Origin of the sequence: Pantoea sp. Fr-CA_6, from assembly GCF_024520895.1 — a bacterium.
Lineage (GTDB): Bacteria > Pseudomonadota > Gammaproteobacteria > Enterobacterales > Enterobacteriaceae > Pantoea > Pantoea agglomerans.
This window is the reverse complement of record NZ_JALNPO010000002.1, coordinates 1-23,517: the sequence shown is the minus strand read 5'-3', so window position 1 is coordinate 23,517 and position 23,517 is coordinate 1. Positions and strand designations below refer to the sequence as shown.

Genomic DNA, 23,517 nt, shown 5'->3' with positions numbered 1-23,517 from the left:
TGCCTATCTGCGGCTTAATGAAGCCTTTCTTAACAATAGTTAAGTAAATATCACAGCCAGACCGCCTGTTCAGGCGTGCCTTCCGTTCGTTTTGACCAAAAGACATAAGAGGAAAAGATGTCATCCGCTTCGCATTCTGAAATTGACGCGCGTTACCGTTACGCCTGCGACATCGCCCGTGCGGCGGCCAGCCGGGCTTATTCGTGGTATCAGCAGCGTCAGACACTGGTGGTGGAACACAAAAGGGATTTGCAGGACGTGGTCAGCGAGGCTGATCGTAACGTTGAGGCATTGATTAAGACATTAATCGCTGAGCGCTTTCCTGACGATGCTGTCTATGGCGAAGAGAGCGGTGGTGAGGTTCAGGGCGCGCCCTTTATCTGGGTGGTCGATCCCATCGACGGCACCGCCTGCTTCGTCAACGGCCTGCCTAACTGGTGCGTCTCGCTGGCGGTGGTCTGTGACGGCGAACCGGTAATCGGCGTGGTCTGCGATCCCAATCATCAGGAGCTGTTTCACGCACGAGCAGGTCAGGGTGCGTGGGTTAATGAGAGCCGTCTCCAGGTTCATGGCGCGACGCATCTCAACGAGGGTTTGCTCGGCATCAGCAACTCCAGTCGCACCCCTGCCGAAAGCGTCTCGCGCCTGATTAGCGGCTTAACTGAACAGGGTGGCATGTTTATTCGCATCGGTTCTGGCGCGCTGACCAGCGCCTGGGCGGCCGCCGGGCGACTGATTGGCTACTATGAAGCGCATATGCATCCCTGGGATAGTCTGCCGGGCATCGTCCTGATGCGCGAAGCGGGCGGCGTTACTAATGATTATCTGCGCAACGAAGGACTCAAAAACGGCAACCCGGTGTTGCTGGCCAATGCGACTCTTTATCCAAAAATCAAAGCGCTGACCGGTAATCGCGCGCTGGAGGAGTAAATGACGCTGCCCGGCCTGTACCGCTGCGCGCTGATCCTCAGTTTTCTCTGGCTGTTAAGTCCGGCGTCACAGGCGGCGGATTACCAGCTGGAGAAGGTGGTCGAACTGAGCCGTCACGGTGTCCGTCCGCCCACCCCCGGCAATCGTAAAGAGATTGAAGCCGCCAGCCAGCAACCCTGGACGCAGTGGACCACCGCCGATGGCGAGCTGACCGGTCATGGCTACAGCGCGGTGGTCAATAAAGGACGCTGGCAAGGCGAGCACTATCGCCAGCTCGGCCTGCTGGGCGCGGGCTGTCCTGATGCGGCACAGGTCTACGTGCGCGCCAGTCCGCTGCAGCGCACCCGTGCCACGGCCGCAGCGCTGACTGACGGGGCCTTTCCCGGCTGCGGCGTGCCGGTGCATCACGTCGCGGGCGATGTCGATCCCCTGTTCCAGAGTGAAAAGCTGACGATCACCCAGAGCGATCCTGCTCAGGAGCTGGCGGCTAAGCAGCAGAAAGCGGGCGATCTGGCGCGGCTGCAACAGCAGTTGCAACCCGCCATTCAGCAGCTGAAAGCCGCCGTCTGCCCGCCAGCTACTGACTGCCCCCTCTTTGATGCGCCCTGGTCGTTCCGGCAAACCCGTAACGGCAACACATATGTTTACGGGCTGAGTGTGATGGCAAGCATGGTGGAGACGCTGCGACTGGGCTACAGCGAAAACCTGCCGTTGGACCAGCTCGCCTGGGGACACATCACGTCGGCCGCGCAGATCACCACGCTGCTGCCGCTGCTGACCGCAAACTACGATCTCAGCAACGACGTGCTCTATCAGGCACAGCGCCGTGGCTCAATATTGCTCAACGCCCTGCTGGAGGCGATTGCTTCCGATAGCGCGCCGGGCCGCTGGCTGATTCTGGTGGCACATGACACCAATATTGCGATGGTGCGCACCCTGATGGGCTTTAGCTGGCAGTTGCCTGGCTATTCGCGCGGCAACATTCCACCGGGCAGTAGTCTGGTGCTGGAGCGCTGGCGCGACACCCGCAGCGGCGAACGTTTTTTGCGGCTCTATTTCCAGGCGCAGAGTCTGGATGGGATTCGTCAGCTGCAACCGATTGATGATAAACATCCGTTATTACGTCAGGAGTGGCATCAGCAAGACTGCAGAATCACCGATGTCGGCGTGCTCTGCCCTTATCAATCCACGCTGATTCAGTTGCGGAAAAAGCTGGATGACAGCGCTGTGCTGCCGGTTTCGGTTATATTGCCCTGAGTCTGTGGCTAATCAAATTCAGGCCGCAGCATCAACGCGGCCTGAATAATGTTAACCGCGGTTAATTAACGCCATTCCGACCTTTTCTTATTTAAATCGCCTGACTATCAGCGCCACTCGTTTTGTTTTACGATAGACCCGTCAATCATCCCTTTATTAACTATTTTCCTGTAATTCTTGAATATTTCGGCGACTGGTTTCGCCGTTTTTTATTTCTTACACGCCCCGCTACTGCTGCCCGCCAGCGCCTGTGTGACTGCACGCTCACTCCTCTGAATCTCCCTTATCGCCCCTGCCCGGTTATCACTATCGGCCACATTCACTGCCAATTAAAATACGCATTCATGGATATAAACCGGGACATAAACTTATTTCGCAGGCAGGCGTTTTGCTCCTGATAACAGGATTCCATATTGTGGATTGGGTCACATAAATAATCAGATGAGCAGGAATATAAAAGCGCGGGAAATAGTGTGTTCTGCTCCCCCACGAATGAGAGAGCAGAACAGGAGATTAGCGGGGTTTACGAACCAGCTTATAGCCCAGTAGCAGCACCACTATCCACACCATACCGACATAGAGGGAAATGCGGGTATCGGGGAAATAACCAATCAGACCGATAATAAAGCAGAGGAAGGCTACGCCGACGCCAGCAGTCCAGCTGCCGCCTGGCAGCGCAAACTGCAGCTTACTGGCGGCCTCTTTACCAATTTTGCGACGGAACGCGATCTGCGACAGCAGAATCATGATCCAGACCCACACCGTTGCAAAGGTCGCCAGCGAGGCGATCACCAGGAAGACTTTTTCCGGCATCAGGTAGTTGAGATAAACCGCAATCAGCATGGCGAACATCATCACCACCACCGTCACCCACGGAATCCCGCGCGAGGAGACCTTCATAAAGACCTTCGGCGCATGTCCCTGCTGCGCCATCCCGTGTAGCATGCGGCCCACGCCAAACACATCGCTGTTAATCGCCGAGAGTGACGCGGTCAGCACCACGAAATTGAGGATAGAGGCGGCCGCCGCAATGCCCAGATGCTGGAAGGTCAGCACAAACGGGCTGCCCGAGGTGCCCACCTGATTCCACGGGTAGATCGACATAATCACAAACAGCGTGCCGACGTAGAACACCAGAATGCGCCACGGCACCGAGTTGATGGCGCGCGGAATCGACTTCTCCGGATCTTTCGCTTCACCGGCAGTGATACCGATGATTTCGATGCCACCATAGGCAAACATCACCATCTGCAGCGACAGCAGCATACCGACTACGCCGTGCGCAAAGAAGCCGCCGTTAGTCCAGAGATTGTGGATGCCGGTCGGCTGGCCGCCGTTGCCGAGCCCCCAGATGATCATGCCGAAACCGGCCAGAATCATCACGATAATGGTGGCGACTTTGAAGAAGGAGAACCAGAACTCCACTTCGCCGAACACCTTCACGCTCATCAGATTGACGGCACCGATGATCAGCACCACGCTCAGCACCCAAATCCAGTGAGGCACCTCAGGGAACCAGACGCCCATATAGATGCCGAACGCCGTGACATCCGCAATCGCCACGATCAGGATTTCAAAACAGTACGTCCAGCCGGTGATGTAGCCTGCCATCGGCCCAAGATAGTCCTGCGCGTAACGTGAGAAGGAGCTGGCCTGAGGATTGTTAACGGACATCTCACCCAGTGCGCGCATGATGATGTAAGCCACTGCCCCGCCGATGATATAGGCGAGCAGCACGCTCGGTCCGGCCATTTTTATCGCGTCAGCGGAACCGTAGAATAGCCCGGTGCCAATCGCCGATCCCAGCGCCATAAAGCGGATGTGGCGCGTGCTCAGTCCGCGTTTGAGCTTGTTGGTTTCTTGCATAACAACCTGTACCTGTGAAATGAAAAAACCACGGGCAGGCCCGTGGTTAAAGAAAAATCAGTGCTCTCTGCTACGAGTGAACGGTCACCTGTTCCGGCCCTTTCACCCGATCAATAACAGCGGCAATCAGCAGCATCACCAGCGACGGCGGCAACCAGGCGAGACCCTGATCGGCCAGCGGCAGATGCTGACTGAAAGCGGGCAGCAAATCTTTAAACCCGGTGGTTTTAATCGCATCAACAATACCAAACAGCAGGCTAATCAGCATGGCTGGCGCGATAATCCGGCTGCTCTTATTCCACCAGTTGAGGGTGAAACTCAGCACCACCAGCACGATACAGGGCGGATAAATCGCCGTCAGTACCGGGATGGAAATCTGAATCAGGTGGCTCAGGCCGAGATTCGACACCACCATGGAGAACAGACCCAGAATAAACACCAGCGTTTTATACGATAACGGCAGGTATTGCGCAAAAAATTCCGCACAGGCACAGGTCAGGCCTACGGCGGTCACCATACAGGCGACGAAGATCAGCGCAGCAAGGAAGAAGCTGCCCATGTTGCCAAAGGTGTGCTGAACATACGCGTGCAGAATCGCTGCGCCGTTAGCGTTTTGATCCACCAGCGCACCGCTGCCCGCGCCCAGCTTAAACAGGCAGAGGTAGACCAGCGTCAGGCCCAGACCGGCGATTAACCCCGCCAGCACGGTATAACGGGTCAGCAGCGCGGCATTATCGACGCCACGCGAACGGGCGGCGTTGACAATTACGATACCAAATACCAGCGCGCCCAGCGTATCCATGGTCAGATAGCCATTGACGAAACCGCTGGAGAAGGCCGCACGCTGATAATCAGCGGTAGCCGGAACCGTGCCGCCAGCAGGCCACACCAGGGCAGCAACGCCCAGCACGGTCAGCGCAATAATTTTTAATGGCGCAAGGAAGTGCCCTACCGTGTCGAGTAGCTTGCCGGGATAGAGCGATACGCCAATCACCAGCGTGAAGTAAATCAGGCTATAGATAAACAGCGGCAGCGCGCCATCACCGGTCAGCGGGGCAATACCCATCTCAAACGAGACCGTTGCCGTACGCGGTGTGGCAAACAGCGGCCCGACAGCCAGATAGCAAACGGTGGCCAGCACGATGCCAGCGACCTTGCCAATCGGGGTGCTGAGCGCATCCACGCCGCCGCCGACGCGGGCCAGCGCGATCACGGTCATCACGGGCAGACCGACTGCGGTAATCAGAAAACCAATCGCGGCAGTCCAGACGTGTTCGCCAGACTGAATACCGACCATGGGCGGGAAAATGATGTTGCCCGCGCCAACAAACAGGGCGAATGTCATAAAGCCCAGCGCGAGAATGTCCTTCGAAGTTAAACGATGTGTCATACGGCCTGTCACTGATGTTGCGGTGGAAGTTGGGTTAGTGTTGTCACCTCGCTGCGTGTAAACCGCGACCAGGCTGACAATGTCAGCGCATTATGCTCGTCGCAGGGTAAAGCACAGGTGATTTGAGCTGCTTTTATTCTGTTCACAGAGGGATGGATCGACAACGGCGCTAAGTAAAACGTTTATAGCGGTGAAAGGCAATACGGGATCGGAAAACCAGAAGGTTATGCCGCCATTTTTTCAAAAGGCAGTGGATAGCGTTAATTTTTGCAGCAGGCACACAAGATGATGTGCCTAAATAATAGACAGAGCGCGAGAAATCCCCGCATAAACGGGCCTGAAGATACACAAAAGGCGCGTTTTACGCGCCTGTCTGCACAACGTTACAGCACTACCAGACCTGATTCGCGATATCGACCACTAAGCGAATCTTCTGCCACTGCTGCGCTTCGGTCAGGCTGTTGCCCTCTTCGGTTGAGGCAAAACCACACTGCGGACTGAGGCAGATTTGATCCAGGCTGACATACTGCGCCGCCTCTTCCAGCCGGTTTTTCACCTGCGCCGGATCCTCCAGTTCTCCCACTTTGGTCGTAATCAGACCCAGCACCACCTGCTGATGACCTGGCTTAATGTAACGCAGTGGTTCAAAACCGCCGGAACGGGCGTTGTCATACTCCAGGAAGAAGGCATCCACGTTGACGCTGCCGAACAGGATTTCTGCGACCGGCCCATAGCCGCCTTCAGAGATCCAGGTTGAGCGGAAGTTGCCGCGACAGACATGCAGACCCACGGTCAGATCGGCAGGTTTACCTTCCAGCGCTTTATTCAACACCTGAGCATAAGTCTGTGCCAGCTGGTCAGGATCGTCGCCACGCGCACGGATATCACGCTTCTGATCTTCAGAACAGAGGTAAGCCCAGACGGTATCATCCAGTTGCAGATAGCGGCAGCCCGCGTCATAAAACGCCTGAATAGCCGCTTTGTAGGTCTGCGCCAGATCGTCGAAGTAGTCTGCCAGATCGGGATAGACTTCCGCGTCGATCACCTTACGGCCACCACGGAAGTGCAGCACGCTGGGGCTGGGAATGGTCATCTTCGGCACCGCATCACCGGCAATACTCTGCAGGAAGCGGAAATGCGCCAGCATCGGGTGATCCGCCGGGAAACCGAGTTTGCTCACCACTTTCACGCCATGCGCTTTGGTCTGCACGCCATTAAACTGAATGCCCTGCTCCGCTTCATAGCGCTCTACGCCATTCAGGCCATAGAAAAAGTCGAAGTGCCACCAGCCGCGACGAAACTCGCCATCAGTGACCACTTTCAGGCCATTTTCCCGCTGTTTCGCCACCACATCGCGAATCGCCTCATCTTCAACCTGGCGCAGGGCAGCCGCATCGATCTCTCCGGCTGCAAACTGTTCGCGCGCCTGCTTAATGGCGGCGGGACGCAGAAAGCTGCCAACGGTATCGGCACGGAACGGGGCGGTTTCTCTTTGCATGATCACTCCTGTCTCTCCTGCCGGTAATAACGGCAGGAAATAGTTGCATCCTGATATAAATAGCCATCTGGATGGCTACATGTCTGAACACAGAGTGGCATGGGCGGCTTTCTTCTGCAACTGAAGAAAATTCAGTGATGATGAAAAAAATTCACGTGTGGGAGATTAACGCAGCGCGGCGCGCGCCTGCGTCATCTGACTGTCAGAGAGCGGCAGATAGCCCGCTTCACTGACCCGCCGCTGTCCCTGCGCCGAAAGTACCTGCTGCAGAAACGCGGCCACCAGCGGCGGCAAAGGTTTGCCGGGCGCTTTATTCACATAGAGATAGAGCGGGCGCGCCCAGGGATAACGGCCACTGCGGATGGCCTCGGCATCCGGGGTAATCGCCTGCCCCTGATCATTCATCACCGCCAGCATTTTTACGCCGCTGAGATGAAAGCCAAAACTGGCGTAGCCGATGCTGCGTAAATTACCGGCCACCGCCTGCACCACTGCGGCCGAGCCGGGAAACTCCGCCACGTCGCTGCGAAAATCACCTTTGCACAGCGCCTGCTGCTTGAAGAAACCCCATGTGCCGGAGGCGGAGTTACGTCCATAGCGCTGAATCGGCCGTTTGCTCCACTGCGCGCCGGTTAAGCCGAGATCGCCCCAGCGCAGCGGCACGCTGTGTGCGCCACACAGACGGGTAATCGAGAAGATGGCATCGAGCTGTCGCGGTTCAATCTGCTGTAGCGGATTGCGCTGATTCACCACTACCACCAGCGCATCCATAGCCACCGGAACCGCCAGCGGCGGATAGCCGTAGCGCGCCTCAAAGGCCTGGCGTTCATCTGCCTGCATCGGGCGGCTCATCGGACCGAGTTGTGCTGCACCCGCCGCCAGCGCGGTCGGCGCAGTAGAAGAGCCGGAGGCCTGAACCTGGACATTGACGCCCGGCGCCTGGCGACTGAAATCTTCGCCCCACAGCGTCATCAGATAACCCAGCGTATCGGATCCGACGCTGCTGAGATTGCCGGAGAGCGCGCCGGGCTGGGCCAGTGCCAGGCCCGGCAGCAGAGTAACGATCAACAAAAGAAGGATGCGCATCAGGGAGATCCGGCAGCGATTAATGAACGGCATTCTCCTGCATCACGCTGCTGACAATCAACCTCGCTGGCAGCGTAAAGGTAAAACAGGTCTCCTTGTGCGGCACGCTGGTGATATCGAGCCGCGCGTTATGGTGGCTCAGAGCATGTTTCACTATCGCCAGCCCCAGCCCGCTGCCGCCGGTCGCACGCGAACGCGCTTTATCGACCCGGTAGAAACGCTCGGTAAGACGCGGAATATGTTCTGAGGCGATGCCCGGCCCGTTATCACACACCCGGAAGATAGCCCCCTGTTTGCCGCGCAGCCAGCTGATATCAATTCGCGTGCCATCCGGTGTGTGGTTTACCGCGTTGTAAACCAGATTGGAGATGGCGCTGCGCAGCTGTTCATCGTTGCCGAACACTTTCAGATGGGGATCGGTATGGAAATGGATATCGTGACGGCCGCCACTCAGCGTTGCCGCCTCATGCTGCAGCAGTTTCAGCATCACCGGCACATCGACCTTCTCTTTCAGATCGATTGCGGGCGCGGCTTCAATGCGCGACAGCGTCAGCAGCTGTTTGACAAGGCTGTCCATGCGGCGCGTCTGCTCCGACATGGTGTGCAGCGCTTTGCTGCGCGAAGGCTCGCTCATCACCGAGTCGTTCATCATCTCCAGATAGCCCTGCAGCACCGTGAGCGGTGTGCGCAATTCATGGCTGACGTTGGCAAAGAAGTTGCGGCGCGCCCCTTCCAGCTGATGCATCTGCGTGACATCACGCGCCACCAGCAGCCACTGCCCTTCGCTGTAGGGCATGACGCGGAACTCCATGTGAAGTTTGTTGTTCAGCACCAGCGTCAGCGGCTTGTCGAAATCGCGCTGGCGAAGATAGCGCGAGAACTCCGGATAACGGAGCAGATTGAGGATGTTCTGGCCATTATCTTCCGGCCAGCGCAGACCCAGGTGCTGCTGCGCCAGGCCATTACACCAGAAAATGGTGCCCTCTTCGGTGGTCAGGATCACCGCATCCGGCAGCGACTCGGCACCGCTACGGAAACGCTTAATCAGATTGCCCAGTTCACGCCGCCGCCGCCGGTTGCGGAGCTGCATCTGGTAAAGACCATAAAACAGCGGTTCCCAGCTGGCACGCCCGGCCGGTGGCGTCATGGTGCGGTCCAGCCACAGCCAGTGCGACAGCCGCATCAGATTGTGAAAATGCCACAACAGCACCGTCAGCACGCTCAGCAGCAGCCACCAGGGCAGACCGCCGAACAGCAGGCCCAGCAGCACTGCGGGCAGACAGACCAGCAGCAGTTCTGTCAGTAATCTCTTCCAGGAGAGGCGTTCCAGCACGGTAAAGGCTCCGTTTAGTAGCGGGCAGAGAAACGATACCCTGTTCCGCGAACGGTTTGTACCATGCGATCGTGGCCGGACACTTCCAGCGCTTTACGTAAACGACGGATGTGAACATCGACAGTACGATCTTCCACATACACATTGGTGCCCCAGACGTGGTTCAGCAACTGTTCGCGGCTGTAAACGCGTTCCGGGTGGGTCATAAAGAAGTGCAGCAGCTTATATTCGGTAGGGCCCATCTCCAGCGGCGTGGTTTCGGACATCACGCGATGTGAGGAGGGATCCAGACTCAGCCCCTGCATCTCAATCACCTCTTCCACGGCCATCGGCGAAATACGGCGCATCACCGCTTTGATTCTCGCCATCAGCTCTTTAGGTGAAAAGGGTTTAGTAATGTAATCATCGGCACCCACTTCCAGGCCGCGCACCCGATCTTCCTCTTCGCCGCGCGCGGTGAGCATCATCACCGGGATATCGCGTGTCATCGCCTCGCGTTTCAGATGTTTGATAAACTGAATACCGCTGCCACCGGGTAACATCCAGTCCAGCAAAATCAGATCGGGCCAGGGTTCAATCAGCTTGCCAACGGCGCTGTCATAATCTTCCGCCTCGATTGGCTGATAGTCGTTCTGCTCCAGAACAAAACACAACATTTCACGGATGGGGGCTTCATCCTCCACAACCAAAATGCGCTTAGCCATTATTACTCCTGCTGATTATGACGGATGTCACTGAGATTCGCGGCGCCATTATGCGTCAGATTTGTGACACTTTTATGAAAAACATAACCTGCCTGTAACCTCACTGGTAATCATTTATGACAGCGCAGCGACAATTTTTTGCTTTGGCCGCAGAGCCAGTATAATCGCCGGGCGAATCACAACGGCAGGGACTTATCATGCGCATCATTCATACTGCGGACTGGCATCTGGGGCAGTTCTTCTACAACAAAAGTCGGGCAGCCGAACATCAGGCATTTCTCGACTGGCTGTTGATCCAGATTGAACAGCATCAGGTGGATGCGTTGATCATCGCAGGCGATCTGTTTGATACCGGTACACCGCCCAGCTACGCCCGCGAGATGTTCAACCGCTTTGTGGTGGCGCTGCAGCCCAGCGGCTGTCAGCTGATTGTGCTGGCGGGCAACCACGATTCCGTTGCCACGCTGAATGAGTCGCGTGAGCTGCTCGCCTGCCTCAATACCCGGGTGATCGCCACCCCGCAGGAGAAGGATGATGTGCTGCTGCTCAACACCCGCCAGGGCGAGCCAGGCGCGCTGCTGTGTGCGATTCCCTATCTGCGGCCGCGCGATATCCTGCGCAGCCGGGCAGGTCAGTCGGGACGCGACAAGCAGACCTCGCTGCTGGAAGCGATCGCCCACCACTATCAGCAGCGATTCACCGCCGCCCAGGCGCTGGGCCATGCACTGCCGATTATCGCCACCGGCCATCTCACCACCGTCGGCGTCAGCCAGAGCGATTCAGTGCGCGACATCTATATCGGGACGCTGGATGCCTTCCCGGCCAGCGCGTTTCCCGCGGCTGACTATATCGCACTGGGGCATATTCATCGCGCTCAGCGCGTCGCGGGCAGCGAGCATATCCGCTACAGCGGCTCACCGATTCCGCTGAGCTTTGACGAGCTGGGCACAGAAAAAAGCGTCTTCCTGCTGGAACTCACCACCAGCGGCCTGCAATCAGTCACGCCGCTGGTGGTGCCACAGGCGCAGCCGATGCAGGTTCTGAAAGGATCCCTGGCGCAGATTGCAGAACAGTTAAATGCCTTCAGCACAGCAGAGCAGGAGAAGCCGACCTGGCTCGACATCGAAGTCACCACCCAGGAGTACCTCAGCGATCTGCAGCGTCAGGTAGAAACCCTGACCGCCACGCTGCCGGTCGAAGTCCTGTTGCTCCGCCGCAGCCGTGAACAGCGGCAACAGAGCCTGGCGCGGCTCGACAACGAAACCCTGAGTGAGCTGAAGGTGGAGGAGGTCTTTGCCCGCCGGCTGGCGCTGGATGAGGAGCTGCAACCAGAGCAAATCGCCGAGATGACCACCCTGTTCCGCCAGACGCTGGCCGCCATGGAAGAGACCCAATGAAGATCCTCACGCTACGGTTCAAAAACCTCAATGCCCTGCGCGGTGAATGGTTCATCGACTTCCGCGCCGAACCTTTCGCCAGCAACGGCCTGTTCGCCATTACCGGTGCCACCGGCGCCGGTAAAACCACCCTGCTGGACGCCATCTGCCTGGCGCTCTATCACCAGACACCGCGCCTGGGCGCGATTTCACAGAGCCAGAATGCGCTGATGACCCGCGACTGTGCCGAATGTCTGGCCGAGGTGGAGTTTGAGATCAAAGGAGAAGCCTGGCGCGCCTTCTGGAGCCAGAACCGCGCGCGCGGCACTGCCGACGGCAAACTTCAGGCGCCGCGCGTTGAGCTGGCACGCTGCGCTGACAACACTATTGTTGCCGATAAAGTCGGTGACAAGCTGAAGCTGATCGAAACCCTCTCCGGGCTCGATTTCGAAAGGTTTACCCGCTCGATGATGCTGTCACAAGGCCAGTTCGCCGCCTTTCTCAACGCGAAAGCCAGTGAGCGCGCGGAACTGCTTGAGGAGCTGACCGGCACCGAAATTTACGGTCTGATTTCCGCCGCCATCTACGAGCGCCACAAAGAGGCAAAAACCCAGCTGGATCTGCTGCGCAGCCAGGCGGGAGCGATGGCGCTGCTGGATAGCGACGCACGCGCCGCGCTGCAACAGCAGCTCACCGATCTGACCGATGCGGAACATCAACTCAGCGCGCACTATCAGCAGGCGCAGCAACAGCAGCAGTGGCAACAGCAGGCGCAGCAGTTACAGCAGGAAGATGCGCAGGCTGACGTCGCGCTGCAGCAGGCCCAGGCTGCATCCCAGGCGGCAGAGGCCGATCGTCAGCGTCTTGCACGCAGCGAACCGGCTGAAAAGCTGCGGGTAAAACTGCAGCAGCGCGACGCGTTACGCACCGAACAGCAGCAGGTCGTGAGCCGCTGTCAGCAACTCACGTCGGCGCAGCAGCAGGCGCAGAGCCAACAGCAGCAGCATCAACAGCACTACGCGACGACCCAGAGTGCCCGCCAGCAGGCGCTGCAGGAACAGCAGCAGCAGGAAAGTCTGCTGACAGAACAGGTGCTGCCGCTGGATCAGCGGATCAGTACACTGCAGCAGCAGCTTGCGGAGCAGCAGCAGGAAAACGCCCGACAGCAGCAGCATGCTGATCAGACACAGGCCAGCCTGGCAGAGCAGAAGCGCCAGGTTGAGACATGGCAGCAGGCGATTGCCGAACAGCATCAGTTACGCCAGCAGCTTGCCGATCTCGCCCAATGGGGCGCTTCGCTGCCGGTGTGGCAGGAGAACTTTGCCCTGCTGGCGCAGCGTGAAGCGACCCTGGCCGGACTGGCGCAACAGCGCGAGCAGCAGCAGCGACAGATCGCTACCCAGCAGGCGGAACAGCAGCAGCAGGCAGAACAGGCGCTTCCGCGCCAGCAGGCGGAGCAACAGGCCCGCCAGGCGCTCTCGCAAGCGGAGCAAGTACTAACTTCGCTACAGGAACAGCATCCGCCTGCCGCACTGCGTCAGGCATTAAGCCAGTTGCAGAACAGCCGTCCGGCTCGTCAGCAACTGCTGCTGCTTTCAACCCAGTGGCAGCCGCTGCACCAGCAGCTGGGCCAGCGCCAGCAGCGGCTTATCGCGCTCGCAAAAGCGCATCAGCAGAGTGAAGCGGAACTCCAGGCCCTGCGCGAGACGTGGAAACGCGAAAAACAGCAGCTGGATGATGTCGAAAAAATCTGCGCGCTGGAGCAGCAGATTGTCGATCTCAGCGATTACCGCGCCCGGCTCGCCGCTGATCAGCCCTGTCCGCTGTGCGGCTCCTGCACGCATCCCGCCGTTGAGGCCTACAGCACGCTGGAAGTAAGTGCTAACCAGCAGCGCCGGGCTGCACTGCAACAACAAACCGAGGCATTGCGCGAAGCGGGCACGGCAAAAAGCGAACAGCTGAAACAGTCAGCCGTGCAGCAGCAGACCCTGCGCGATGAAATCGCGGAGATGCAGCAACAGCTCGATCGGCTTGAGCAGCAATGGCAGGCGCTGAGCAGTGAGCTGGCACTTACCTTCCCGCTCGCCGATCGGGATGCCTTAACCGCGTGGGAGCAGCAGCAAAGCGAGCGTGAAAGCCAGCTTGAGCAACAGCGACAGGCGCAGGAAGCCGCAGAACAGGCGCGTCAGGCCGCAAAAGATTACTATCTTCAGCAGTCACAGGCCTGGCAGCAGCATTTGCAGGCAGAACAGCTGGCGCAGCAGTCGCTGTCCAGCCTGCAACAGGCGCTGGATGCGCTGCAACAGCGTCAGCAGCAGGAACAGCAGGCCATGGCGCAATTGCAGAGTCGTCTGGAGCAGCAGTTCAGTGCACACAACCTTGCCCTGCCCGACGCCGCCCATCGCGATGCGTGGCTGACAGAACAGCAGCGGCGCTGGGAGCGCTGGCAGGAAAGTGAGCGGTTGCTAGCAAACCTGCAACCGCAGCTGTTAAAGGGGGAAACCCAGCTCACTGCCCTGCAACAGCAGGCAGAACTGGAGCAGCAGCAGCTCACCACTCGTCAGCAGCAGCAAAACCAGCGCCAGACGCAGCTCAGCGAGATGCGCCGTGCCCGTCAGGCGCTGTTTGGCGACCGCGAGGTCACCCACGCCCGTCAGCAGATACAGGCCCGCGTTCATCAGGCTGATGAACAACTGGCACAGCAACTCACTGCCCTGCAACAGGCGCAGGCCGAGGTCAGTCGCCTGCAGGGTGAGCTTTCGGGGCTGGAAAATCAGCGGCAGACGCTCAATAGCAAACTGGCAGAGGCGGAAAGCGCGCTGCAGCAGGCACTGGAGAGCGCCGGATTTGCGGATGAAGCCAGCCTGCGCGCGGCGCTGCTGGATGAGCAGACCGCAGTGCAACTGCGTCAGCAGTTGCAGCAGCTCGATCAGCAATGCCAGCAGCAGCAGGCGCGACTGGCGGATCTGCGTCAGCGGCTCAGTCTCCATCAGCAGACGAAACCCGCTGCGATGCCGGAATCCGCCGAGGCGCTGGCGCAACAGCTGGAGCAGTTACGGCTGGCACTGCGCGACAACGCCAGCCAGCAGGGTCAGATTCAGCAGCAGCTACAGAGCGATGCCAGCCTTCGTGTGCGCCAGCAGAGCCTGATGACACAGATTGAACAGGATGGTGTGACGCTGGCGCAGTGGAGCCTGCTCAACGATCTGATTGGCTCCGCCAGCGGCGATAAATTCCGGCGCTTCGCCCAGGGCTTAACGCTGGATCACCTGGTGGCCCTGGCTAACCGTCAGCTCGATCGGCTGCATGGCCGCTATCTGCTGCAGCGACGGGCGCAGGATCTGCTGGAGCTGGATGTGGTCGATACCTGGCAAGCCGATGCGGCGCGCGATACCCGCACGCTGTCGGGTGGTGAGAGCTTCCTGGTGAGTCTGGCGCTGGCGCTGGCGTTGTCGGATCTGGTCAGCCACAAAACGCGCATCGAATCGCTGTTTCTGGATGAGGGATTTGGCACGCTGGATGCGCAGACGCTCGACACCGCGCTGGACGCACTCGATGCACTCAACGCCAGCGGCAAAACCATTGGGGTGATCAGCCATGTGGAAGCGATGAAGGAGCGCATTCCGGTACAGATTAAAGTACGCAAGATGAATGGGCTGGGTTACAGCCAGCTGGAACTGCCGCAGGGATAACGGGCGCCGCAGCGCCCGTTTACGTGCAATCAGCGGGCGCTGACGAGCTTGTAGCGAGGGCCGGTGAGTAACCCGCCCTGCTCGTTCTGTGCCAGCAGACGATTGCTGGTCAGTCCGGCCACGGTGTGCGCTTTATCAGTCACGTTGCTGGCAATCTGTTTGATCGCCGCACTGACCAGCATGCCGACCAGTCCACCGTTGTTGTTGTTGCCATTTTCACTGTCGCTGGCACTGGCCTTACCCTGCCAGATCTCTTTGCCGCTGCGCAGATCCACCAGCCGTGCTTTGGCGGTCACGATCGTCACGCTGTCAATGACCCGATAGCTGCTGCCATATTCGCTGATCGAGATATAGAGCGCGCTGTCGGCGTGGAAAATCTCATTCAGACGCTTCGCGCTGACGGCCTGGGCGTCACTGGCACTGGTCAGGCCATTCTGCTGAAAGGTCTCTTCAACCACTGCCACCGGGAAGACGTAGTAACCGGCTTCGGCCAGCGGGCGCGTCACCAGCGAGGTCAGACTGTGCGCGGCATTGATATCCGGCGAGGTGTTATCGGCCGGCAGCACCAGAATCGAGGCGGGCTTGCTGGCACGGAACGCACTGTAGTCATACGGTTTTTTCGTCGCACAACCGGTCAGCAGCAGCATCATCAGCACGCCGCCGAGGGCAATCAGTTTTTTCACCGTACCACTCCTTGTTTTTTACTCATCAGAAAATCCATGTAAGGTGCCGATTCGGGAAACAGCTGCTTCTCGGTGGCAAACTGACCAAAGGCTTTATTGGTATCGCCGGTTTTGGCATAGAGCAGACCAAGCTGGGCGTGCAGGCCAGGCGCAACCGGCTGGTTAACGGCACGGGCTTTTTCAATGTCCAGATTCAGCGCATCGATCTGCTTCAGCGGATCGCTGCCCGGCTGATAGTAACTGTAAACCTGCTGCTGATAATCGCCCCAGTAATAGATCGTTTTCGGCGCTTTTGGCGCACAGCCTGCCAGCAACGCCGCTGCAATCAGCAGGCTGCTCAGTGTCATCATCTTCATTTACTGCTTCCTTATTTAGCCGGACGCCATGCGCCGTTGTTGATTCCATCCACTAAATGATCGACCGCTTCGCGAATCGCCAGATCCATCACTTTGCCGTTCAGCGTTGAGTCATAGCTGCTGGTGCCACCAAAGCCGATGACCTCACGTGCGGAGAGCTGATACTCGCCCGCGCCCTGGGTGCTGTAGACCACCTCTGAGGTGGTGACATCCACTACGTTCAGATTCACTTTGGCATAGGCGATCTGCGTTTTGCCGCGGCCCAGAATGCCCCACAGCTGCTGATCGCCCACTTCTTTGCGGCCAAACTCGGTGATATCACCGGTGATGATGAAGTTCGCGCCTTTGATATTCTGCTGGCTGCGTTTGAAGTCCGACTCCTGCTGCAGCTCTTTCAGGTTGCTGCGATCCAGCACGCTGAACCGGTTGGTCTGCTGCAGATGGGTAATCAGAATGGTTTTTGACTGATTGCCCAGCCGATCGACACCATCAGAGAAAATGCCGTTCATATAGGAGGAGCGGTTATCAAACTGACCCACCGCAATCGGGCTGCGCACGCCCTGATAAACCGGCTGGCTGGCCGCGCGAACCTGCGGGGCCTGAATAGCGCGGGAAGATTCAGTGGCGCAGCCGCTGATGAGCGAGGCCGTTAACAGGGAGAGTGCCGCAAAGGCATATTTTTTCTGCATTTCTAATCCATGAAGTGAAAGAGATGTAACCCGCGCCAGGGCGGTAAATTCTGGTTCTGACGACAGTCGGAGTAATGCCATAGCATTCATGATGCCGGTCTGTAGACTGTCGGCAGCAGACCGGAAGATCTTTAAGGAAAGTTGGCCAGTTAAATGAATTTAATTAATATAACGATGAGAATGTTGCCGGGGGTGATTATTGCAATGTCGCTCAGCGCCTGTCAGCAACCTGTGACAAAGCAACGGGATAGCGTGGCAAACCTTTGTCAGCCGTCGAAAGATCCAGACAGCCAATCCTGTCACTGGACTAATCAAATGCAGCCAGTACTGAACCGGCAGTTCAGCGATGCGGCGCGTTACGCCGGTCAGCAATGCCTGGTACGGATGGAGTGGCAACCACACAGCAGACATTATGCGGTGACCCAGACGCAGGGTGATGAAGCGCTCTGCCTGCGCGCCTGGCAACTGGTCGCGCAGACCCGCGATCTGCCGCCGCCGCCGGAGCCTGGACAACCGGCGTGGTTCGGCTTTGCGCCGCGCGGTTAGCTGGCCAGACCTTCCTGACGCCACTGGCGCGGACTGATGCCAAACCAGCGACGAAACGCGCGTGAAAACGCGCTGACTTCCGAGTAGCCCAGCAGCAGCGCCATCTCAGAGATGGGCAGCTGCTTCTGCTGCAGATAGTGTGTCGCCATTTCGCAGCGCACCTGATCGACCAGCGCGGTAAAGCTGCTGCCCTCTTCGCGCAGCCGCCGCTGCAGTGACCAGCTCGACAGTCCGAGCTTATCCGCCACCTCTTCCAGCACCGGCTCACCCTGCATCAGCGATAAATTAACCTGCGAACGCGCCTGCTCAATCATGCTCTGCTGCGACGTCCCACGGTTAAGCCGCCGGATCGCATCCTGCATCACCATCAACAGGATCGGATCGCTCTCCGGCATGGCGCGCAGCAGATCGCGCTTGGGGATCACCAGTGAGTTAAACGGCTGATCGAACCAGACCGGCGCATCAAACACTTTGCAGTGATCGTGCCACTGGCCGGGACGCGGATGTTCAAAGTGGACTTCGCGCGGTGCCCAGTGTCTGCCTGCCACGTGGCGGATCAGATTCATAAACATCCCCAGCGTCAGCTCTGCATCCTGTCGGCGCGACAGGATCGCGCCATGTCGCACCTGATAATCCAGCCGCCAGCACTCTCCCTTATCCACCAGCCGGGTTAAGGTGTCGTGCTGATGCCAGGGAAACGCGTTGACCACATTATGCAGCGCCTGTTCCAGCGTGGCGGAGCACAAACCGATGTAGCCGATCAGGCCTAATGACTGCGGTTTAAACTGCCTGCCGTAGTGCAAACCGAAGTTATCAAAACCGGAGTGACGCGCCGCCTCTTCCAGCACCCGACAGTAGTTAACCAGCCCCAGGCTGAGCGTCGGACTGGCCAGGCGCTCCGGATCGATGCCGCTGATGCCGAAGATACGATCAACATCGCCGCCCTGGGTATGAATAAAGTCGCCTAAGCCAGTCGCCGCGGCTGCCAGCACGCCGTGATTGCCTGCCCCCGCCGCTGCCGAGCAGGCCGCAAACGCATCGGGCTTTATCAGTGTCGGATTCATGGTCGCCTCAGTCAGAATTCAGGTGGATCACCCGTCACTTCTATCCGAGCAATTTCCATACCAGGTCCCTGATGCCCGACGCGCCGCCTGCGGGCATTCCGGGCGGCGTGCGGGCTACGCGCAGGGCACTGCGGCGGCGCAGCGACGCCCGCCGCTGGTGCATCAGACGCCGACCGGCAGCTGCTCACCTTCCAGATAACGGCGGCAGAGGCGGACCGAGTGGCTGGCCCACGCCGATCCCAGGCTGCGCGCCATTTCGGTTTCGGCATGTGATCCCACCCACGCGGTGAGCTGGATACGACGCTGGATTAACAGCGCGGGCAGCATGGCCATCTCCGCATCGCTGATATGCGCCACCTGCTCATAGCCGCGGATCCAGTGATCGATCCACTCTGGCGCGCGCGGATGATGCTCAACAAAACTGATCGCCGCCGCCAGATCGTGCAGATACCAGCCGAGCCCGCAGTCATCGAAATCGATCACCCGCGTTTCGCCCTTGTGCAGCAGCAGATTGGTCAGCCGCAGATCGGCGTGGATCAGGCCATAGCGATCCGATCCTTTACCGAACTGCGTCATCGCCGCGCCGACCTGGCTTATCGCCTGCTCTACCACGCCGTGATCGGCAGGATGCAGATTCGGCGCATCCTGCCAGCGTCCCCAGTGACTCTCTGCGCTGGTCATGGTGTGGTGATCCCAGATGATGCGCTGGAAACCCGCAGGCGGCTGCCACTGTTTACTGTGCTGATGCAGCCGCGCGGTGATCTGGCCGAGCTGCTGAAAGGCGCGGGGATCGACGTCGGTGGTCGGCATCTCTCCGTCGATCCAGTGAAACAGCACCACGTAGCGTTCACCGCCCTCCGGCAGCCGCAGCGTCAGCACGGTTTCGCCCTCTCTGTCCGGCACCGCTTCCGGCACCATAATGCCGGTTTCGCGCAGTGCATCGAGCCACAGCAGTTCGCTGACGATGTCGGCTTTTTGATGGTAATCGCCGCGATGCAGCCGCAGCGCATAACGCCGGCCTGCCGCCTGCAGCAGAAACGTGGCGTTCTCTGAGCGGCACAGCAGGCTGAGCTGGCCCTGCAGCGCGGCGGGATAACAGGCCAGCGCCTGCTGCGCCATCAGGGTGAGTTGGGAATCAGTCAGGTTGTCATATTGTTTAGCGCTCATCAGTCCGGCTCCTTGTCACTTGCTTTATCTCAGCATGCGTTGCCAGAAGGTGAGCTGCTTGACTCCGGAAGAGACAAAGTTGACCGCAGCGTGCAGCTGGCCCGGTTGTTGCCTGTGAGTTGACCGTGGAGGACAGAAGTCACTGCGCCCGCGTCAAGTCGTGGCGAGTAATGCAACGGCATTATCCCCTTACTGTAGCGTAATGGCGGTGTAACGCCGCGTGAGACCAACAACGACGGGGATAACAGTATGACAAACAGACTCAAGCCCACTCTGGGCACCCTGCATCTGTGGGGGATTGCGGTTGGCCTGGTCATTTCAGGCGAATATTTTGGCTGGAGTTACGGCTGGGCCGTGGCGGGCACGCTGGGATTTCTGGTCACCACCGCGTTAATCGCCACGCTCTATACCTGCTTTATTTTTAGCTTCACCGAACTGACCACCGCGATCCCCCATGCAGGCGGGCCATTTGCCTATAGTCGCCGCGCCTTTGGCGAAACCGGCGGACTGATTGCCGGTCTGGCGACGCTGATTGAGTTTGTCTTTGCGCCACCGGCGATTGCCATGGCGATTGGGGCTTATCTCAACGTGCAGTATCCCGAACTGAACCCGAAGACTGCGGCGGTCGGCGCCTATCTGCTGTTTATGACGCTGAATATTCTCGGCGTAAAACTGGCGGCGATGTTTGAACTGGTTGTGACGGTGCTGGCGGTGATTGAACTGCTGGTGTTTATGGGTGTGGTTTCACCCGGCTTCAGCCTGGCGAACTTCGCCGCACACGGCTGGGCAGGCAGTGACAGCTTCGGACTGCCCGCCTTCTCCGGCATTTTCGCCGCCATTCCTTTTGCCATCTGGTTTTTCCTGGCCATTGAAGGCGCGGCGATGGCGGCCGAAGAGGCGAAAGATCCGACCCGGACCATTCCCCGCGCCTACATCAGCGGAATTCTGACGCTGGTGGTGCTGGCGATAGGTGTGATGCTGATGGCGGGCGGCGCGGGCGACTGGCGCAAACTTGCCGATATTAACGATCCGCTGCCGCAGGCGATGAAAATGATTGTCGGCGAACACTCTAACTGGATGCATATGCTGGTGTGGATTGGACTGTTTGGCCTGATTGCCAGCTTCCACGGCATCATCCTCGGTTATTCACGGCAGTTTTTTGCCCTGGCACGCGCGGGCTATCTGCCGCCTTCTCTGGCCAAACTGTCGCGTTTCCAGACCCCGCATCGGGCGATTATTCTCGGCGGCGTGCTGGGTATCGCGGCAATTTACAGCGATGGCGTGATTAATCTGCAGGGGATGACGCTGACGGCGGCGATGATCACCATGGCGGTATTTGGCGCGATTGTGATGTACATCATGAGTATGCTAAGTCTGTTTAAATTGCGCCGCAGCGCGCCGGAGATGGTCCGCAGTTTCCGCGCGCCGGGCTATCCGATTGTTCCGGGCATCGCCCTGCTGCTGTCGGTGGTCTGTCTGCTGGCGATGCTGTGGTTTAATCCGGTGATTGGCGCGCTGTTTTTCGCCATCATGCTGGCAGGCTATCTTTACTTCCTCGCCACCAAAGCACAGCGCGATCGGGCGCCGCAGGACAGTATGCTGGTCGGCGAATAAAACCGGCACTTGTGAGTGCCGTGGATTAACGATTCAGCGCCGGGTATCGCTGGCGCTGAATCGTCAGCGGATGCTCAGGTGACTCAGCCGTTAAGCGGCCAGAGCCACGCCGCACCGCGTACGCCGCTGGAGTCGCCATGCTGCGCCTTCAGCACCGGCGTTTCACACTCCCCGCCAAATACCCACTTCTTCATCAGCACCGGCACGGTCTGATAGAGACGATCCACATTGCTCATCCCACCGCCCAGCACAATCACATCGGGATCGATCAGGTTCACCACCTGCGCCAGCGATTTTGCCAGCCGCAGCTCATAGCGGCTCATCGCCAGTTCGGCGATCGGATCCTGCTGCGCCAGCAGCGAGACGATCTCCGCACCTTTGCGATGCACGCCGCTCAGCCGCTGATAGTCGATACCAAAACCGGTGCCTGAAACAAAGGTCTCAATGCAGCCCTGCTGCCCGCAATAACAGGGCACTTCCTGACGGTAGCGCAGCTCATCCTCATCCATCCACGGCAGCGGATTGTGGCCCCACTCACCGGCATTGCCGTTGCCCCCGATACGCGACTCACCGTTGATCGCCACACCGGCGCCCGATCCGGTGCCGATGATCACGGCAAACACCAGCGACTGTCCGGCACCGGCACCGTCGATCGCTTCCGACACCGCCAGGCAGTTGGCGTCGTTGGCGATACGCACTTCCCGGTTCAGCGCCTGCGCCAGATCTTTATCCAGCGGCTGACCGTTGAGCCAGGTGGAGTTGGCATTTTTTACCCGCTTACTGTAAGGCGAAAGCGTGCCGGGAATACCGAGGCCGACCGTGCCGGTTTCGCCGGTTTTCTGCTCCGCCAGCGTGACCAGATCGACAATCGCCTGTACCGTTGCCTGATAGTCATCACGCGGGGTATTCACCCGGTGGCGGAACAGCTCCTCTCCCTTATCCGACAATGCGATCACTTCTGTCTTGGTGCCACCCAGATCTATGCCTATGCGCAAGATTACGTCCTCGTTATTCGTTCAGGTGAGAGATACAGTAAAAGGCGTCTGCCGGAAAGGCAATGAAACCACTCCGATGTTTCGCTATCATGCGCGCTGACTCTCGCAGACTTGTGCGCCCGATCGCGCCACGGTAAGGAATCCCGATGTTGTGGTTTAAAAATATGATGGTTTATCGTCTGAATCGTGACATTCCGCTGTCCGCAGATGAGATGGAAAAGCAGCTCGACGCCTTCACGTTTTCACCGTGTGGCAGTCAGGATATGAGCAAGACCGGCTGGGTCTCGCCGATGGGCAACCGCAGCGATGCGCTGACCCATGAAAACAAAGGCCAGATTGTGATTTGCGCCCGCAAAGAAGAGAAAATCCTGCCTTCGCCGGTGGTGAAACAGGCGCTGGAAGCGAAAATCGACAAGCTGGAATCTGAGCAGAGCCGCAAGCTCAAAAAGACCGAAAAAGATTCGCTGAAAGATGAAGTGCTGCACAGCCTGCTGCCGCGCGCCTTCAGCCGTTTCAGCCAGACCTACCTGTGGATCGACACGGTCAACAACCTGATTATGGTTGACTGTGCCAGCGCAAAAAAAGCGGAAGATACCCTGGCGCTACTGCGCAAAAGCCTGGGCTCACTGCCGGTGGTGCCGCTGACGCTGGAAAGCCCGATTGAACTGACCCTGACAGAATGGGTACGTTCAGGCGAGCTGCCTGCCGGATTCGCCCTGATGGATGAAGCGGAGCTGAAAGCGCTGCTGGAAGATGGCGGCGTTATCCGCTGCAAGAAACAGGATCTGGTGTGCGATGAGATCGCCAACCACATCGAAGCGGGTAAGCTGGTAACCAAACTGGCGCTCGACTGGCAGGAGCGCATTCAGTTCGTGCTGGCCGATGATGGTTCAGTGAAGCGTCTGAAGTTCAGCGACACCCTGCGCGACCAGAACGACGATATTGACCGCGAAGATTTTGCACAGCGCTTTGATGCGGACTTTATTCTGATGACCAGCGAACTGGCCGCACTGACCAGCAATCTGGTTGAAGCGTTGGGCGGCGAAGCCCAGCGTTAATCAGTCACCGGCAGAATCATCCTGACAGACGATATTCGCCAAAAAAATGGCCGCTAAGCGGTAATGTCAGTCAGTTAAGCGACAGGTGATACCGCAGTCTGGTGCCGGGCAGGGGCTGGCGGTCCTCGCGCCGCTTCGCGGTTCCTTCACTTCATTCGCCTGCCTGACGGACCGCCGGGGATGGCACATCCTGTGCCGCCCCGCCTTTCGCCC

Annotated in this window: 19 protein-coding genes; 7 read left to right on the top strand and 12 right to left on the bottom strand. The window is 58.6% G+C overall.

Going from position 1 to position 23,517, the window contains the following annotated elements; all coding sequences use genetic code 11:
- The first annotated feature begins 117 nt into the window (after positions 1 to 117).
- A complete protein-coding gene (locus tag NR201_RS03155; RefSeq protein ID WP_022626128.1) occupies positions 118 to 930 on the top strand; it encodes an inositol monophosphatase in 813 nt (270 codons plus the stop codon).
- On the top strand, positions 931 to 2,187 hold the full coding sequence (locus NR201_RS03150) for a histidine-type phosphatase (RefSeq protein WP_256849374.1): 1,257 nt from the start codon (positions 931 to 933) through the stop codon (positions 2,185 to 2,187).
- A 513-nt stretch (positions 2,188 to 2,700) separates the two neighbouring features.
- Here the strand turns inward: NR201_RS03150 and proY are convergent.
- The 6 genes from proY to phoB all read right to left on the bottom strand — a co-directional run bounded on the left by proY (position 2,701) and on the right by phoB (position 10,064).
- On the bottom strand, positions 2,701 to 4,053 hold the full coding sequence (gene proY / locus NR201_RS03145) for a proline-specific permease ProY (RefSeq protein WP_031593969.1): 1,353 nt from the start codon (positions 4,051 to 4,053) through the stop codon (positions 2,701 to 2,703).
- A 70-nt stretch (positions 4,054 to 4,123) separates the two neighbouring features.
- On the bottom strand, positions 4,124 to 5,443 hold the full coding sequence (gene brnQ / locus NR201_RS03140) for a branched-chain amino acid transporter carrier protein BrnQ (RefSeq protein WP_154209617.1): 1,320 nt from the start codon (positions 5,441 to 5,443) through the stop codon (positions 4,124 to 4,126).
- A gap of 391 nt (positions 5,444 to 5,834) precedes the next feature.
- Positions 5,835 to 6,941 carry a cobalamin-independent methionine synthase II family protein gene (locus tag NR201_RS03135; RefSeq protein ID WP_033766623.1) on the bottom strand — a complete coding sequence of 369 codons (1,107 nt, stop codon included), beginning with the start codon at positions 6,939 to 6,941 and terminating at the stop codon, positions 5,835 to 5,837.
- 165 nt (positions 6,942 to 7,106) lie between these two features.
- On the bottom strand, positions 7,107 to 8,027 hold the full coding sequence (locus tag NR201_RS03130; protein WP_256849373.1) for a PstS family phosphate ABC transporter substrate-binding protein: 921 nt from the start codon (positions 8,025 to 8,027) through the stop codon (positions 7,107 to 7,109).
- A gap of 19 nt (positions 8,028 to 8,046) precedes the next feature.
- Positions 8,047 to 9,360 carry a phosphate regulon sensor histidine kinase PhoR gene (gene phoR, locus NR201_RS03125; protein WP_010255313.1) on the bottom strand — a complete coding sequence of 438 codons (1,314 nt, stop codon included), beginning with the start codon at positions 9,358 to 9,360 and terminating at the stop codon, positions 8,047 to 8,049.
- Between the two features lie 14 nt (positions 9,361 to 9,374).
- Complete coding sequence (gene phoB / locus NR201_RS03120; RefSeq protein WP_003852491.1) at positions 9,375 to 10,064, bottom strand: phosphate response regulator transcription factor PhoB; 690 nt, start codon at positions 10,062 to 10,064, stop codon at positions 9,375 to 9,377.
- A gap of 197 nt (positions 10,065 to 10,261) precedes the next feature.
- Between phoB and sbcD the strand changes: the two genes are divergently transcribed.
- Positions 10,262 to 11,461: an exonuclease subunit SbcD gene (gene sbcD, locus NR201_RS03115; protein WP_010255305.1), complete on the top strand. Its 1,200-nt coding sequence runs from the start codon at positions 10,262 to 10,264 to the stop codon at positions 11,459 to 11,461.
- A complete protein-coding gene (locus tag NR201_RS03110; protein ID WP_256849372.1) occupies positions 11,458 to 15,132 on the top strand; it encodes an AAA family ATPase in 3,675 nt (1,224 codons plus the stop codon). The genes sbcD and NR201_RS03110 overlap by 4 nt, the downstream gene beginning before the upstream one ends.
- A gap of 29 nt (positions 15,133 to 15,161) precedes the next feature.
- On the opposite strand, the gene NR201_RS03105 is transcribed toward NR201_RS03110, so the two are convergent.
- The 3 genes from NR201_RS03105 to NR201_RS03095 are packed head-to-tail and all read right to left on the bottom strand — an operon-like array spanning position 15,162 to position 16,860.
- Positions 15,162 to 15,815 carry a DUF799 domain-containing protein gene (locus NR201_RS03105; RefSeq protein ID WP_080701256.1) on the bottom strand — a complete coding sequence of 218 codons (654 nt, stop codon included), beginning with the start codon at positions 15,813 to 15,815 and terminating at the stop codon, positions 15,162 to 15,164.
- Positions 15,812 to 16,171, bottom strand: a complete 360-nt coding sequence (locus NR201_RS03100; RefSeq protein WP_033766621.1) for a DUF4810 domain-containing protein — start codon at positions 16,169 to 16,171, stop codon at positions 15,812 to 15,814. The genes NR201_RS03105 and NR201_RS03100 overlap by 4 nt, the downstream gene beginning before the upstream one ends.
- 11 nt (positions 16,172 to 16,182) lie before the next feature.
- Entirely contained in the window at positions 16,183 to 16,860 is a 678-nt protein-coding gene (locus NR201_RS03095) for a CsgG/HfaB family protein (RefSeq protein ID WP_033756751.1), read from the bottom strand.
- 315 nt (positions 16,861 to 17,175) lie between these two features.
- Here NR201_RS03095 and NR201_RS03090 point away from each other — a divergent pair, with 315 nt between their 5' ends.
- Positions 17,176 to 17,406 (top strand): cell envelope integrity TolA C-terminal domain-containing protein, encoded by a 231-nt coding sequence (locus NR201_RS03090; RefSeq protein ID WP_010255303.1) that lies wholly within the window; start codon positions 17,176 to 17,178, stop codon positions 17,404 to 17,406.
- Here NR201_RS03090 and NR201_RS03085 read toward each other — a convergent pair.
- The gene (locus NR201_RS03085; RefSeq protein WP_033766619.1) at positions 17,403 to 18,470 is read right to left on the bottom strand and encodes an AraC family transcriptional regulator; all 1,068 of its coding nucleotides are present in this window, start codon (positions 18,468 to 18,470) and stop codon (positions 17,403 to 17,405) included. The two genes, NR201_RS03090 and NR201_RS03085, sit on opposite strands and share 4 nt — an antisense overlap.
- Before the next feature lie 162 nt (positions 18,471 to 18,632).
- Positions 18,633 to 19,637, bottom strand: a complete 1,005-nt coding sequence (locus tag NR201_RS03080; protein WP_187491558.1) for a phosphotransferase enzyme family protein — start codon at positions 19,635 to 19,637, stop codon at positions 18,633 to 18,635.
- A 249-nt stretch (positions 19,638 to 19,886) separates the two neighbouring features.
- Between NR201_RS03080 and eat the strand changes: the two genes are divergently transcribed.
- Positions 19,887 to 21,251 (top strand): ethanolamine permease, encoded by a 1,365-nt coding sequence (gene eat, locus NR201_RS03075; RefSeq protein ID WP_010671181.1) that lies wholly within the window; start codon positions 19,887 to 19,889, stop codon positions 21,249 to 21,251.
- Positions 21,252 to 21,334: 83 nt separating this feature from the next.
- On the opposite strand, the gene mak is transcribed toward eat, so the two are convergent.
- Positions 21,335 to 22,246, bottom strand: coding sequence for a fructokinase (gene mak, locus NR201_RS03070; RefSeq protein WP_010255298.1), 912 nt, complete (start codon positions 22,244 to 22,246; stop codon positions 21,335 to 21,337).
- A 146-nt stretch (positions 22,247 to 22,392) separates the two neighbouring features.
- Here mak and rdgC point away from each other — a divergent pair, with 146 nt between their 5' ends.
- A complete protein-coding gene (rdgC, locus tag NR201_RS03065) occupies positions 22,393 to 23,304 on the top strand; it encodes a recombination-associated protein RdgC (protein WP_022625153.1) in 912 nt (303 codons plus the stop codon).
- Positions 23,305 to 23,517 lie beyond the last annotated feature (213 nt).